Raw genomic sequence first — 14,910 nt, 5'->3', positions numbered from 1 at the left:
ACATTGGGAGGAGAAAACCATGAAGTTTGGAATGAAAACCCTGTTGGCAGCAACCGCTGTCCTGATGGCATCGGCGATCGGCGCGCAGGCGCAGACCGTGCTCAAGTGGGCGCATGTCTATGAAACATCCGAGCCTTTCCACACCGAGTCCGTCTGGGCTGCCGAGGAAATCGCCAAGCGCACCGAAGGCCGTTACAAGATCGACGTGTTTCCGGCTTCGCAACTCGGCAAGGAAGCCGATATCAACCAGGGCCTCAAGCTCGGCACTGTTGATATCATCATTTCGGGTTCGAGCTTCGCATCCCGCGAGTATCCGCCGATCGGCGTGACCTATTTTCCCTACACCTTCCGCGATCCGAGCCATCTGATTGCCTATACCAAGAGCGATGTGTTCAAGAACCTGGCTGCCGGCTATGAGAAGGCTTCGGGCAACCACATCACGGCCGTGACCTATTACGGTACCCGCCACACCACGTCGAACAAGCCGATTGCCAAATGCGCTGACATGGCCGGGCTGAAGATGCGCGTGCCTGACGTGCCGGCCTATCTTGCCATGCCGCGCGCCTGCGGCGCCAACACCACGCCGATCGCGTTTGCCGAAGTCTATCTGGCGCTGCAGAACGGCACGGTCGAAGCGCAGGAAAATCCGTTGACGACCATCGAAGCCAAGAAGTTCTTCGAAGTGCAGAAGCATATCGTCCTGACGGGCCATATCGTCGACCACCTGAACACTGTCGTGTCCAAGTCGCGCTGGGCGAGCCTGTCCGATGAAGACAAGAAGATCTTCACCGAGGTGATGCAGCAGGCTGCCGAGCGTAGCACCAAGATCATCGAGGAGCGTGAAAACGGCCTCGTCGCCAAGTTCAAGCAGAGGGGCATTGACGTTGCCGAGGTCGACAAGGCCGACTTCGAGAAGACCGTGATGGAAAAGGTGAAGATGGAAGACTTCGGCTACAAGAAGGAAGACTGGGAAGCGATCCGCGCCGTCAAGTAACTATCGTCGGCCGGCAGTCCCCTCATAGGCTGCCGGCCTCAGATTTCCTTTTTGCCGGATACATCCATGGCCAAAGAAATTCACACGCCGATAACGGCCGAAGAGCTCGCGCATACCTTTGATGAGGGCGTGCCAGAGGTTAATCTCTCCGATTATGCCTTTGAAGACTGGATCACGCTCATTGTCTTCTGGCTGATGGCGGGCTGCGTCTTCCTGCAGTTCTTCACCCGCTATGTCCTGAACAATTCCTATGCTTGGACCGAGGAGATCGCGATCAACTGCCTGATCGGCGTGGTGTTTCTTGGCTCCGTGATGTGCGTTCGGGTGTCGCGCCATATCCAGGTGGACGTGCTGTATCACTATCTGCCAGCGCGGGCCGCGCGGGCCATGGCGATCTTCGTTGATCTCGTCCGCATCGGCTTCTTTCTCTATGCCTGCTGGTTGATGTGGCGCTATGTCGAGATTGTCGCCGACGAGCGCATGGTCACCGTGGACCTGCCGCGCAACATCGTTTTCTACAGCGTCATGCTCGGCTTCGTGCTGATGCTCGGACGCTCAATCCAGGTTTTTATTGCCAATCAGCGTCGCGGCTATTCCGTGCTTGAACGGCCGGAAGAATTTCAGAAGGTCGAGGACTGATCGATGCTGCTTCTCGTTGGTGCTTTTCTTGTCCTGATGGTCGTCGGCGTGCCGGTCGCCATCTCCATGGCGGTCGCATCCGTCCTATATCTCGTCATTTATGGCGTGGCCCCTGACATCATCGCCGCCCAGCGCATGATCGCGGGTGTCGAGAGCTTTCCGCTGCTCGCCGTTCCCTTCTTCATCCTGGCCGGCAATCTGATGAATTCCGCCGGAGTCACCGGCCGCATCTATTCGTTTGCCGTTGCCCTTGTCGGCTGGATGAAGGGTGGTCTTGCCCAGGTCAATATCATTGGATCGGTGATCTTTTCCGGCATGTCCGGCACGGCCTTGGCTGACGCCGCCGGCATCGGCACGATCGAGATCAAGGCGATGAAGGATCACGGTTATCCCGTAGAGGTCGCCGTGGGTGTCACCGCCGCTTCTGCGACGCTTGGACCGATCTTTCCGCCGTCGCTGCCCTTCGTGATCTATGGCATGATGGCCAACGTCTCGATCGGCGCCCTGTTCATGGCCGGCATTGTGCCGGGCGTGGTGATGACGCTGCTGATGATGCTTACTGTCGCTATCTTCGCCTATCGGCACGGCTGGGGGTCGGATACGCCCTTTGTCTGGAAGAAGCTTCTATCCGCTTCGCTCGAGGTCGCCGTCGTCCTTTCGGTGCCGATGGTGATCTACATCCTCATGGCGCTCGGCCTCTCCATGAACCTGGCGGTCGGTATTGCCTTGGTCGTGCTGCTGGCGCTGGATTGGTATTTCGATTTTTCGGCCGTTATGGCGCTGATGACGCCGGTCATCCTGATCGGCGGCATGACCATGGGCTGGTTCACGCCAACCGAGGCCGCCGTTGCCGCCGTTCTCTGGTCGCTGTTCCTCGGGCTGGTGCGCTACCGCACTATGACGTTCAAGACGCTGTCCAAGGCCACGTTCGATACCATCGAAACGACCGCCTCGGTGCTGTTCATCGTCACCGCCGCATCGATTTTTGCGTGGCTGCTGACGGTGAGCCAGGCGGCCCAGGTGCTTTCGGGCGCCATACTCTCGATCACCGAAAACAAGTGGGTTTTCCTGATCCTGGTCAACCTGCTGATGTTGTTCGTCGGCTGCTTCCTGGATACGATTGCCGCAATCACCATCTTGGTGCCGATCCTCTTGCCACTGGTATCGCAGTTCGGGATCGATCCGGTGCATTTCGGATTGATCATGACGCTGAACCTGATGATCGGGCTGCTTCATCCGCCCCTGGGAATGGTCTTATTTGTGCTATCGCGGGTGGCCAAGCTTTCGGTTGAGCGTACGACGATGGCCATCCTGCCCTGGCTGGTGCCGTTGTTCATTGCGCTGATCCTGATCACCTTCGTTCCGGCCATCACCCTGTGGCTGCCGACCGAACTGGGGCTGATCCGCTGATGGGCGAAACGGCCAAACAAACGCGCGTCGCCCGCCTCTATGGCGAGCGCGACCTGAGGGTGGAAACCGCTGAGGTCGCGCAGCCCAATGCCGGCGAAGTGCTCCTGCAGATGGCCGCCGCAGGGATCTGCGGCTCTGATCTGCATTATTATCAGGACGGCGGATTTGGTCCGGTGCGTGTGCGGGAGCCGATCATTCCGGGCCATGAGGCGGCGGGCTATGTCGCCGCCCTTGGGTCCGGCGTGTCGGGCTTGGCCATTGGCGACCTGGTTGCGGTCAATCCCAGCCAGCCCTGCGGCCACTGCCGTTTTTGCCGCGAGGGCCTGCGCATTCATTGCCTGAACATGCAGTTCATGGGCAGCGCCATGAAGCTTCCCCATACGCAAGGCATGTTCCGGGATTGGCTGGTCGTGCCCGCGATACAATGCGTCCGCGCTGGTCCAGACGTCAGTCCGGGGGAACTGGCCTGCGCGGAACCGCTCGCCGTTTGCCTGCATGCGGTTTCGCAGGCCGGCAACCTCCTGGGCAAGCAGGTATTGGTAACAGGAGCCGGGCCTATCGGGGTGCTGGTGGTGGCGGCGGTGCGCCATGCCGGTGCGCAGACGATTGTGGTCACGGATCTTGCCGATGCGGCACTCGAAAGAGCCGCTGCCATGGGCGCCACGCACACCATCAATGTCGCGAAAGGTGCCGTCGGCCTTGCTGCCTACGAAGCCGACAAGGGGCAGTTTGATGTGGTGTTTGAGTGCTCGGCCGCCGAGCCAGCGTTGCGCACCGCAATTGCGACAGTGCGGCCGCGCGGGACGATTGTCCAGGTTGGCGTCACAGGCGATATAAAGCTTCCGCTCAATGCTCTGGTCGGCAAGGAGATAAGGCTGGTGGGATCGCAACGCTTCGATGCAGAATTTGCGACGGCTGTTGACCTGATTGCCTCGCGCCGGATCGACGTGCGGCCGATCATATCCCATAGCTTTTCCGTTGCCGATGCGGTGGCCGCCTTCGAACAGGCCGGCGATCGTTCTGCGGCTTGCAAAGTTCAACTCAGTTTTCTGCCCTGAAGGAGTTTTCATGCGACATACGTGGCGTTGGTTCGGTCCGGTGGATCGGGTAAGCGTGCAGGACGCGGCCCAGGCAGGTGCTGTCGGGATCGTCAGCGCCTTGCACCATATTCCGACCGGAGACGTGTGGCCGGTCGATGAGATTGCCAAGCGGCAGGCGGAAATCCGGGCAGGCGGGCTCTATTGGGACGTTGTGGAAAGCGTTCCCGTCTCCGAAAGCATCAAGACGCAGACCGGCGCCTGGCGCGAGCACGTCACCAACTGGCAGGAAAGCCTGAGGCGGCTATCGGCCGCGGGCATCAAGACGGTCTGCTATAACTTCATGCCTGTCCTGGACTGGACGCGCACGGATCTTCGGTGGGAAGTCCGGCATGGGGCACGCGCCATGCGCTTCGACCGCATCGATTTCGTCGCCTTTGATATCCATCTGCTGCAACGGCCCGGTGCTGCTGACGATTACGATGCCGAGACATGCGAGCAGGCCAAGCAGCGCTTTGACGGCATGACAGATGAGCGCAAGCAGGGCTTGTCGCGCAATATCGGCGCGGGCCTGCCCGGTTCGGCCGACGGTTACAGCCTGCCGCAGCTGCGCGAGCATCTCCTGACCTATGCCGGCATCGATAGGGAGAAGCTGCAACGTCATCTCGTCGATTTCCTGACGGAGGTCACGCCTGTCGCCGAGCAGGTCGGCATCAACATCTGTGCCCATCCTGACGATCCGCCATGGGCACTGCTCGGCCTGCCGCGCATCCTATCCACCGCTGACGATTACGCCCATATGCTCCGGCAGGTGGATAGCCCGGCCAATGGCGTGACGTTCTGCACCGGCTCTCTCGGCGCCTTCTCCGGAAACGACCTGCCGGCCATGGTGCGGCAGTTTGCATCGCGGATCCACTTCGTTCACCTGCGCAATGTGCGCCGCCAGGAAGACCGCACGCCCTGCTCGTTCTATGAGGACGAACATCTGGAGGGCAATACCGACATGGTAGCCGTGATTGCCGAACTCCTGGCCGAGGAGAAGCGGCGGCGCGCGGCTGGCCGGGCGGATCATGAGATCCCGATGCGGCCAGATCATGGACAGGAAATTCTGGATGACCTGACGCGCGGCGCGCAGCCCGGTTATCCGGCCATCGGGCGTCTCAAGGGTCTTGCGGAACTGCGCGGCATTGAGCGGGCGCTGTCGCATCCGGTCCACGGGCTGTGCTGATCATCTCCTTGGTCATTCCGGGCGGCGCCAAGACGCGCGCCGTCCAGCATCCTCTTCGTTCGCTGCGAATGCTGTAACGTCAGGCCCTGCGAACAGTCGAGCGCCAGATGAGCTCCGTCTTGAGCGTGAGGGTCGTCACGGCTTCGCCTGATCCTTGTTCCGGAGGCGAGGAAAGCCACGCGACCGCTGCTTCCGAAATTCTATCGACGGGCTGTGAAAACGTGGTCAGATCGTAGGAAAGCCATGCGGCCTGTTCGATATTGTCGAAGCCGGCGACGCAGAGATCCTGCGGAATGGACAGGGAAAATTCTTGGCGCGCAGCGTCCATGAAACCACAGGCAATGAGATCCGTGGCACAGAACACGGCATCCGGCCGCGGCGTGCGCGACAGCAGATGCTGGGCCAGCGTCTTGCCCGCCTCATAGCCTGTCTGCCCATGCCTTGCCACTTGCACCTCCAGCCCAGCACGTCGGCCGGCCTCGACGAAACCGCGCTCCCGCGCCATCAGGCTCGGGGTGCCGGACTGGGAATTGGCGAAGGCAAGATGCCGGCAACCGGCCTGCAGGAAGGCGTCGAGAATATGCGACGCGGCATCGGCATCGTTCATGTTGATCCGCAGTGGACCCTGCTGGTCGTCGTCACGATTGATCAGCACCAGCCGCAGCCCGCTCTTGAGGCATTGCTGGGTGATCGACTTGTCCGGCATGCCCGAAAGGATGATCGAGGCATCCGCACGATAGCGGATCGCCTGGCGCAATGCCCTGTCGACGCTGCCATCGGAGCGGTCCGTGTTGATCAGCATCGCGATCTTGCCGGCGTTCTGCAGCCTCTCCGTCAGCGCGCTTACCAGCGTGGCGCGGTAGGGCGTCGACAGTTCCGAAACGATAAGGCAGACGATGCCGGATTCGTTGCGCATCAGGCCTCGGGCCAGATGGTTGACCTGGTAACCCAATGCTTCCGCGGCGGCCAGAACCTTTTCCCGGGTTTCTGGCGAGACGCTCGCACCGGGCGTAAAGGTACGCGATACCGCAGAACGGGAAACGCCGGCGCGCTCTGCCACCTCGCGTGCGCTGACGAACTCTTTTTGCGACATGCCCAGTCTCCGCCTTTGCGCGATCTTTGCACCGTGCTGCAAAGGCGTGCAATCGCCCTTGCCGTGAAATTTTTATGACAAAGCAAGGGGATGATCTCTTTGAGCCCCTACTACTTACCGCGTGAGCCCCATCTGCCTTGCCGACGTCGGCAACAGATTTATCAACACTCCTTAGCATTTCGGCTGTATTGCCATCATAGGATCGCAGGAGAGACCGGATGATCGGCGCCTATTTCCGCTCCTTGTCCCAGCGGAACCTGAATTTTCGCATGGTTGTTGGCCAGGGCTTCGTCTCTCGCATTGTCGAAAGGCCGGGGCTTTGGATGACGGCAGATGAGCTTGACGCGCTCGCCGCGGAGTTACGGCAGGTGGCGGCGGCGACGCTGCCCGGGGGCGAACTCACCTATGGCGTGTTTGCCGCAGACCGGGAACGGCTGAAACAGACCATCCTCACGATCGTCTATGAGCGAAAGAGCGGCAGGCCGGTCGCCTTCAATGCGCTGGCGCTGATGGATCTGCAACTGCATGGCAAAAAGGCGCGGGTGCTGCATCTTGGCCTTGTCATGGTCGATCCCACTGTTCGAAGCCAGGGCTTGAGTTGGGTGCTCTATGGACTGACCTGCTTCTTCCTCTTCCTGCGAAACCGGTTCAGGCCCATCTGGATCTCGAATGTGACGCAGGTGCCAGCCGTGGCTGGCATGGTCAGCGAAATCTTCTCGGATGTTTATCCTTCGCCGAGACCAGGCGCCCGGCGCAGCTTCAGTCATCTGCTGCTGGCGCGACAGATATCGCAGACGCAGCGCCATGTCTTTGGCGTGGGCGCCGAAGCCGGGTTCAACGAAGGTGAGTTCATCTTCACCAATGCCTATACCGGCGGTTCAGACGACCTGAAGAAGAGCTTCGAGGACGCGCCGAAGCATCGCGATCCGATCTACAATGTCTTTTGTGCGGAAAAGCTGGATTATGACAGGGGGGACGACCTGCTCCAACTGGGGCAGATCGACCTGCGCGCCGCACAGTATTTCCTCACGAAATCAGTACCGCGAGGGTCGCTCGCCGGTCTTGCCGTAACAAGCTTCCTGGTGCTGATGCAGCGCATCGCACTTCCCGTGCTGCACTGGGCCGATCCCTGGAGCCAGTGGGGTATCCTGCGGCCCTGGAGGGATCGGAGATGATCGACGGGAAGCTCGTCGCCGATAGCATCATATCCCTCAGCGCCTTTGTTGGCCTCGTGATGTTCATCTCGGTGCTGCGCACCCGAGATCGAGACGACCCGCTTTATCCGCGCTTTCGCTTCGGACTGTCAGTCCTGGCGATCGTCATGCTGTCGCGCGTGATGAATTGGGTATTCCCGAGTTCGCTTGCGTCCTTCGTCACGCTGGCGGCGGCCGGCACTATCCCCCTGGCTGCCTTGCTCATTACGGAAGGCCTGATGCGGCGGCACGCTCCGCCGGGGCTCAAGCTTTTTGCTGCGGCAGGAATGCTGCTGTTTCTTGTCCTGGCCGTCCTGCCGATCCCCGATGATGCTGATTGGCTGGATCTGCTGCTGTTCGGCTTCCAGCTTACGATATTCATCGCCATCGGGGTCATGGTGGTCACGCGGGACAGGTCGCAACTCTCGGCGTCGGAAAACAAGACGATCGAACGCCTTGGCTTGTCTCTGCTGATCATCGTGCCGACGACGGTGACGGACTATCGTTTCGAAGGCTTCGATTTGCCGGTAAGGCTGGCCGGCATCGCCATCCTTTGCCTGTGCTGGTTCGGCATTGGCATCGGCCGGCCGGAAACCCGTCATCGCGATACTGTCACGTCGTTCGCGGTCCTGGCGGCCGCGGCCGGTGTCGCCGGCGCCAGCCTGGCATTAATCGCCGGCCTGGATTTCGCAGGCCTGATCCAGGCCATTGCGATTACGCTGAGCGTTCTTCTCGTGGCGGTCATCTGCAATGACAGCCTTTCTCTGCGGGCCGAGGACCGCCGGTCGTCCCTGCTGAAATATCTAGCGCAGGGTGACATCAGCGACGGCGGCCGGTTTTTGACGGGTCTGCGAGACTACCTGAAGGTCGACGGCGCCCTGATTGTCGAGGGATCCGATCTCGACGATTTCGACCAGGACGGTTTGCGCGAGGCTCTGCTGCGCTATCCCGTGCTGTCTGCCGGTGACCTGCGCGGGATAGCGGTTGCAGCGGATGCGCGCGAGCAGCTTCAATCGTTGCTCGATCGCTACGAGGCGACATTCCTGATGCTGACCCGCGAGGCGCCGCTGCAAATCGTCGTCCTCAACATGCCCTCCTTGACCGTGAGTGCCGCGACGCGGATCGAGTTGCAGGCGGTCCAGCGAATGGCAGTCCTGATTTCCCGCTAGGGTCTGTCGCGGAAAAGTGGGCCCGGTTTTGCCACCGGGCCCCTTCTCCTTTTCGGGGTGCTATGCGGCCGTTTGAGCCTCCGCCAGCGCCTTGACCTGCCGTGTCGCAGCGACGAAGTCGATCTTGCCGGAGCCGAGCACTGGAACGGTCCCAACGATGATCTCTGAGGGAACTGCGAGTTCGGACATGCCCTTGGCCTTGGCATGGGAGAGCAGGTCGGCACGGCTGGCGCCGGGCTTGTCGGTCAGCAGGACCAGTTTCTCACCCTTGCGTGGATCGGGCAGGTTGACCGTGACCGAGAGATGGCCGGGCCAAACCTCGCCAGCCAATGCCTCGACCGCAGCCATGGAAATCATCTCCCCACCGATCTTGGCAAAGCGCTTGGCGCGACCCTTGATCCGGACGAAGCCGTCGCCATCGATCGTCACGATATCGCCGGTATCATGCCAGCCATCGACCAGCGGCTCGATTATGCCGGGGTTTTCCACCCTGAGATAACCGGCCATCACATTCGGTCCCTTTACGAACAGACGCCCGCCTTCTTCGACGCCCGGCACCGGCTCGAGCCGGCTTTCCATGCCGGGCAGGATCTTGCCCACGGACCCCGGCAGGTTAAACATCGGCGTATTGATCGAGATGACCGGCGCTGTCTCGGTCACGCCATAGCCTTCCAGAATCCGGATGCCGAATTTGTTCATGTAGGTCTCGCGCGTGGAAGCCTTGACCGGTTCGGCGCCGGCGAAGCAGTAGCGGATCGAGCGGAAGTCATAGGGGTGCGCGGTCCGTGCATAGCCGTTGAGGAAGGTGTCGGTGCCGAAGATGATGGTGGCGTTCGAGCCATAGATCATTTCCGGTACGATGCGGTAGTGCAGCGGCGAGGGATAGAAGAAGACGGGCACGCCCGAGATCAGCGGCAGGACCGTACCTGCGGTCAAGCCGAAGGAGTGGAACACCGGCAGGATGTTGAAGACCTTGTCGCTGGAGTTGAAATCGATGCGGGCGGCGGCCTGGGCTGCATTGGCCAGGATATTGCGATGGGTCAGCACCACGCCCTTGGGTGTGCCTTCAGAGCCCGAGGTGAAGAGGATGACGGCCGGATCATCGGCCTTGCGCTCGACCCGGCTTCGCGAGCGGGAAATCAGACCGCGCAGCTTGTCGCCAAGCCCGATCGTCTGGCGCAGGTCATCGAGATAGACGATCGAGACGGTGTCCCTGATCTGCTCGATGACCATGTCGAGCTTGGCCTGCTTGATGAAGGCGCGCGACGTGAGAACGGTCCTGACGCTGGCGGCAATGCAAGCGGAGCGTATGTTGGCCGGGCCTGCCGTGAAGTTGATCATGGCGGGAACCTTGCCGGCCGACATCAGGGCCAGCACGGTGACAACGGCGCCGTTGGCATTCGGCAACATCACGCCAAGGTTTGTCTCCGCGGGATAGAGTTCTTCGAACTTGCGCGCGAGGACCGCGGTGCCGGTGAGCATTTTGCCGTAGGAAAGGCCGCCCGTGACCGGGTCCTCGACGGCGAGTTCTCGCATTCCGCGGGATTTTGCCATGGCGATGACGGCGTCGAGAACCGTCCGATCCGTGGAGGTGGTGTTGAACACCAGTTCCGACATGGTCTGGTAGAGGGCGGCACCGGCTGCCATGCGCCGCTTGCGGCCGACGAGGTCCTGCGGCACCTCAAGGCGGCGCGGCGGCAGGATGGTGACCTTGACCTTTGGGAACAAACTGCGGCGGACATGCATGGAGCTCAGGCGCGAGAAGAAGCTGCGTTCCAGGCCGTCGATCCGGATCGGCACTACCATGGCCTTGGTCTTGTCGGCAACCATGGCCGCGCCGTCATAGACCTTCATCAGGCTGCCGGTGACCGTGATACGGCCCTCGGGGAAGATCACCAGCGGATTGCCCTCGTTGACGGCCTTGATCAGGACGCGGGTTGCCATCGGTTTGGAAGGGTCGAGCGGCATCGCCTTCATGTTGCGGATGAAGGGACGCACCCACCAGCGCGTAGCGATATTGGTGTCGATGGCGAAGACCGGTTCGCGTTCCGTCAGTGTCACAGCCAGGGGGCCGTCGAGGAAGCTGACGTGGTTCAGCGCCAGAATGGGAGCATCGCCAGCGGCTTTCAGGTTTTCCAGGCCCTCGACTTCAAGCCGATGGAAGGCGCGAAACAGGATCGAGACGAAGTCCCGGAAGGCATGGGTCGGCAGGTATTTCAGCATGATGCCCGCGGCCGCCAGATTGGCGAGGGCAAGCAGCAGCAGGATCATCGAAAGGCCAAGGCCGATGGCCTGGAGGATAGCCAGGGCAACTCCGCCTGCGGCCATGAAGCCGGCGGACATGACATTGACGGCAGCGACGGCGCGGGCGCGTTCTTCCTCCTTTGCCCAGGCCTGGACGGCGGCAAAGGTCGGGACCACGAGAAAGGAGCCGGCGATAGCGACACCCGCAAGATCGATTGCGGTGCGAATGGTGCCAGGCGCGGCAAAGAAATCGGCAAGCGATACATGGATGACGTCCGCTTGCTGTCCAAGGGTGGTATAGGCGAGATCGAGGCCGAACAGAGCCATCAGCAGGGTGCCGACCGGCGCCGGCAGGAGCACGATGCGACCCGCCGACATCCAGGCGGCGATGGCCGATCCAACAGCGACCGCCACGGCAAAGACCGCCAGATAGGCGGTGACGGCGATTTCACCACCGCCGAGTACGTCCTTCACAAGAGGCGGCAGCAGCGACAGGATGATGGCACCGACCAGCCAGAACCAGGAGACCATGAGGCCGGCACGGAAGATGCGGCTGTCCTGTCGGGCCGTTTGCAGCAGTTCCAAGGTCGACTTCAGCACATTGCGGTCGATGGCGATATCCGGCGCGCTGCTGCCCGTGGAGGGGATCAGCGTGCTTGCAAGCCAGCAGAGGATAGCGAGCCCCAGCATCATTGGGCCAAACAGCAGCACACTGGCGCCGCCCGCCGAAGCAAGGCCGCCGACGATGGTGCCGCCAAGGATGGCGATGAAGGTCGCGGCTTCGATCCAGGCATTGGCCTTGGGCAGTTCCGCGCGCTTGAGATGATCGGGCAGGATCCCGTATTTGATCGGGCCGAACAGGGCGGAAATGACCCCGAAGATGAAAAGCGAGATCATAAGCAGGGTGACGGAGTGAAGCCCCATGCCGATGACGGCAAAGACGGCGGCACCGATCTCGGCAAGCTTCAGCCGGCGCGCGATCAGGGCCTTGTCATATTTGTCGGCCAATTGTCCGCCGAGCGCCGACAGCAAGAGGAATGGCGCGATGAAAACCACGCCTGCAACGGTGATCAGTGTGGCGGCCTGATCCGCTGCCAGCGTGAACAGAATAAGAAAAACCAGGGTGTTCTTCAAAAAGTTGTCGTTGAACGCAGACAGAAACTGCGTCCAGAACAAGGGGACGAAGCGCCTTGATGTCACGATATTATCAGACATGCATTCCTCCGGCTGGCGGCCTGTGTGATTTCGGTTGTCGTTCCCTGTTTCAGTCGGTATATGAACGACGTTCAAAAATTCTTACCGCAGCATTGTGAGACTTTCAAGAGAAATTTGAACACTGTTCAAAATTGAGGTTGTGATGACAGACAAGCGTCAGGCGAAGCGCCAGAAACTGAGGGATGACCTGTTGCGTGCCGCCGCCGACAGGATAGAGAGGGATGGGCTGGCAAAACTGCGGGCACGCGACCTTGCCAGCGATGTCGACTGCGCCCTTGGCGCTCTCTACAATGTCTTTGCTGATCTGGACGACCTGATCCTGCATGTAAATTCGCTGACGCTGCATGCGCTGGATGACTGTCTTTCGCACGTAGAGCATGCGCATCAGGATGCACCGCCCCAGGAGCAACTGATCGCCCTAGCGCATGGCTATCTCGATTTTGCGATGGCGCATCGAAACTCCTGGGCCGCCCTCTTCGATCACCAGATGCCTGACGGTGCTTCCGTCCCGGATTGGCATCTCAACGAGCACGCGGTGTTGTTTACGCATATCATCAGGCCGCTTGGGCAGCTCATGCCCGGTCTTGACCCAGAAGAAGCGGCGCTGACGGCGCGGGGCCTGTTCTCGGCCACCCATGGTGTCGTGGCCTTGGGACTGCAGAACCGATTTTCCGCGGTGCCGCCGGACAAGATCCGGGAGATGCTGGTGCTGCTGATCGGTGGCTTTGCGCGGTCAGCCTCCTTCTGACCATCACGATAAAATTTGAACGACGTTCATTTTGCTCTTGACGGTGACCGCAACAAACCTCATATTCGCATTATGAACGATGTTCATAAATGAGGAGCTGATATGTTGAAGCTTGTAACGACCTTGATCAGAGGCGCGGCCGCGCGCCATGAAGACCTGGTCACAAATCATTTCGCCATCGACCTGCTGCAGGAAAAGGTCCGGGAATCTGATGATGTGCTGCGCCGCGCCAAGGACACCTTGGCCCTGCTGATCCTGAAGGAGCGACAGGAACGGCGATTGCTCGACGTGGTGCTTGCGCGCAAGGCTGACCTTGAAAGCCGCGCAACCCTGGCGCTGGCGGGTGGTAGCGAAGACATGGCGCGAGAGGCGGCTCAGGCTATCGCCGACCTCGAAAACGAAGCCCGGGCCCGATCGGCGGCGGTCGAGCGGCTGCGTGAGCGCAGCGATCGAATGCGGTTATCCCTGGAGAAGAACCATCGGCGCATCATCGACCTGAAGCTTGGTGTGATGACGGCCAAGGCGGTTGATGCCGAACGCAAGGCGCAGGCTTCCATGAACCGCATCATCGGTCGCAACGAACCGATCCGCGAAGCCGAAGAACTGATCGCCCGCGTGCTGGGCGCCGATGATCCCGTTGAAGAAACAGAAATCCTTGAGGGCATCGACCTGAGCCTTTCCCACAGCAACATGCAGGACCGCCTGGCGGCGGCAGGCTACGGCGCTCCGACCAAGGTGACAGCAGCAGACGTCCTGCGTCGCCTGCAGAATTCAGCCCGGCCAGCGTGATCGCGCCGGATCGCAGTCAACACATATAGTCGAAGGGGATAGTCTCATGAAATCGAACAGCGTCTACATCAACTTCAATGCCTTGGGTATCGCGATGGCCTTTGTCATGCTGGGCCTTTCGATCTGGCTGGCGCCGGTCGATCTTTCCACCAAAGGTTTCTGGGCCATGGGTGTGTTCCTGCTGACGCTCAGCCTCGTCAACTTCGTGAAATACCGCATGGATGAGCGGGCCACGCAGGAGCGCGTCAACATGATCGAGCAGGCCAAGACCGAGCGCTTGCTGACGGACTTCGTCCGCGAGAGCTGAGCCATCTCCACGGCATTGGCCGGTGGGGCGGCACCAGCCGCCCGCCGGATTGGCTGATTTACAGCCCTACCTAGCGGCCCAATTGGCGCCGCGGCGGAAGATGGTCTTCATCTCGGGGTGCTCGAATTCCTTGGCGACGTGACCGAGCGATGAGTAGAAAACCCTGCCATGGCCGTATTTGCGCTTCCAGACCACAGGCATGGTGACGCCATCGATCCACCAGGCGTGCTCACCGTTGAAGGTGGTGGTCGCCAGGACCTCGTTCGACGGATCGACATGCATGTAATATTGCTCGGAGCGATAGGCGAAATCCTGGATGCCCTGCATCAGCGGATCGTCGGGCCGGGTCACCTGAACCGTGTAGTCGATGATGTTGCCGGGATGGGCGACCCATTGCCCGCCGATGATGAACTGGTACTCCACGCTGTCGCGGAACGCGTCGCCGGTGCCGCCATGATAACCGGCAATGCCCACGCCGCTTTCGATCGCCGCGGCAAGGTTCTTCACTTCTTCCTTCTCGATCTTCGACATGGTCATGATCGGCACGATCAGCGAGAGATCATGGATCGACGGATCGGCAAAGGCTTCCGTGGTGGGCTCCAGATCGACCTTGAAGCCATCCTCCTGCAGCATGTCCCTGATGATATGGGCGCATTCCTCCGGCTCGTGCCCGCTCCAGCCGCCCCAGACGATAAGTGCTTTCCGCATTTTACTGTTCCTCCCGGTCTCGTTATCGGCCGACACGGCGATCCACCAGGTCTTCCGACAGTGATGCCGGCAACTCGATACGGATGGTGACCTCGATTGTGGCGCCGGTGTCTGCTCTGCTGGAACGGATCTATCA

At 60.8% G+C, this 14,910-nt stretch carries 13 protein-coding genes; 10 read left to right on the top strand and 3 right to left on the bottom strand.

Translation table 11 applies throughout. The annotated features are described in order from the left end of the window. Nucleotides 1–19 precede the first annotated feature (19 nt). The 5 genes from B9A97_RS24725 to uxuA all read left to right on the top strand — a co-directional run bounded on the left by B9A97_RS24725 (nt 20) and on the right by uxuA (nt 5,308). Nucleotides 20–994 (top strand): sialic acid TRAP transporter substrate-binding protein SiaP, encoded by a 975-nt coding sequence (locus B9A97_RS24725; protein WP_084368495.1) that lies wholly within the window; start codon nt 20–22, stop codon nt 992–994. A gap of 66 nt (nt 995–1,060) precedes the next feature. Beyond that, the gene (locus tag B9A97_RS24720; protein WP_084368494.1) at nt 1,061–1,633 is read left to right on the top strand and encodes a TRAP transporter small permease; all 573 of its coding nucleotides are present in this window, start codon (nt 1,061–1,063) and stop codon (nt 1,631–1,633) included. 3 nt (nt 1,634–1,636) lie between these two features. Then, the gene (locus tag B9A97_RS24715) at nt 1,637–3,043 is read left to right on the top strand and encodes a TRAP transporter large permease (RefSeq protein ID WP_084368493.1); all 1,407 of its coding nucleotides are present in this window, start codon (nt 1,637–1,639) and stop codon (nt 3,041–3,043) included. Continuing rightward, complete coding sequence (locus tag B9A97_RS24710) at nt 3,043–4,101, top strand: L-idonate 5-dehydrogenase (RefSeq protein WP_084368492.1); 1,059 nt, start codon at nt 3,043–3,045, stop codon at nt 4,099–4,101. The genes B9A97_RS24715 and B9A97_RS24710 overlap by 1 nt, the downstream gene beginning before the upstream one ends. 10 nt (nt 4,102–4,111) lie before the next feature. Then, entirely contained in the window at nt 4,112–5,308 is a 1,197-nt protein-coding gene (gene uxuA / locus B9A97_RS24705; RefSeq protein WP_084368491.1) for a mannonate dehydratase, read from the top strand. Between the two features lie 79 nt (nt 5,309–5,387). On the opposite strand, the gene B9A97_RS24700 is transcribed toward uxuA, so the two are convergent. Continuing rightward, entirely contained in the window at nt 5,388–6,401 is a 1,014-nt protein-coding gene (locus tag B9A97_RS24700) for a LacI family DNA-binding transcriptional regulator (protein WP_084368490.1), read from the bottom strand. A gap of 218 nt (nt 6,402–6,619) precedes the next feature. On the opposite strand from B9A97_RS24700, the gene B9A97_RS24695 reads away from it, so the two are divergent. Continuing rightward, entirely contained in the window at nt 6,620–7,576 is a 957-nt protein-coding gene (locus B9A97_RS24695) for a hypothetical protein (protein WP_143530699.1), read from the top strand. After that, nucleotides 7,573–8,763, top strand: coding sequence for a hypothetical protein (locus B9A97_RS24690; RefSeq protein ID WP_084368489.1), 1,191 nt, complete (start codon nt 7,573–7,575; stop codon nt 8,761–8,763). Before B9A97_RS24695 ends, B9A97_RS24690 begins: the two co-directional genes overlap by 4 nt. Before the next feature lie 60 nt (nt 8,764–8,823). Here B9A97_RS24690 and B9A97_RS24685 read toward each other — a convergent pair whose 3' ends face one another. Then, nucleotides 8,824–12,222 carry an acyl-[ACP]--phospholipid O-acyltransferase gene (locus B9A97_RS24685; protein WP_084368488.1) on the bottom strand — a complete coding sequence of 1,133 codons (3,399 nt, stop codon included), beginning with the start codon at nt 12,220–12,222 and terminating at the stop codon, nt 8,824–8,826. 142 nt (nt 12,223–12,364) lie between these two features. Here B9A97_RS24685 and B9A97_RS24680 point away from each other — a divergent pair, with 142 nt between their 5' ends. From B9A97_RS24680 to B9A97_RS24670, 3 genes are all read left to right on the top strand, one after another. Then, a complete protein-coding gene (locus B9A97_RS24680; RefSeq protein WP_084368487.1) occupies nt 12,365–12,970 on the top strand; it encodes a TetR/AcrR family transcriptional regulator in 606 nt (201 codons plus the stop codon). Nucleotides 12,971–13,072: 102 nt separating this feature from the next. Continuing rightward, the gene (locus B9A97_RS24675) at nt 13,073–13,759 is read left to right on the top strand and encodes a PspA/IM30 family protein (protein ID WP_084368486.1); all 687 of its coding nucleotides are present in this window, start codon (nt 13,073–13,075) and stop codon (nt 13,757–13,759) included. Between the two features lie 46 nt (nt 13,760–13,805). Further along, a complete protein-coding gene (locus B9A97_RS24670; protein ID WP_084368485.1) occupies nt 13,806–14,066 on the top strand; it encodes a YiaA/YiaB family inner membrane protein in 261 nt (86 codons plus the stop codon). Between the two features lie 66 nt (nt 14,067–14,132). Here the strand turns inward: B9A97_RS24670 and B9A97_RS24665 are convergent, their stop codons facing one another. Then, a complete protein-coding gene (locus B9A97_RS24665) occupies nt 14,133–14,774 on the bottom strand; it encodes a ThuA domain-containing protein (RefSeq protein WP_084368484.1) in 642 nt (213 codons plus the stop codon). Between the last annotated feature and the right edge of the window lie 136 nt (nt 14,775–14,910).

Source organism: Rhizobium sp. RU36D (genome assembly GCF_900176345.1).
GTDB lineage: Bacteria > Pseudomonadota > Alphaproteobacteria > Rhizobiales > Rhizobiaceae > Allorhizobium.
This window is presented reverse-complemented; position numbering and strand designations above follow the sequence as displayed.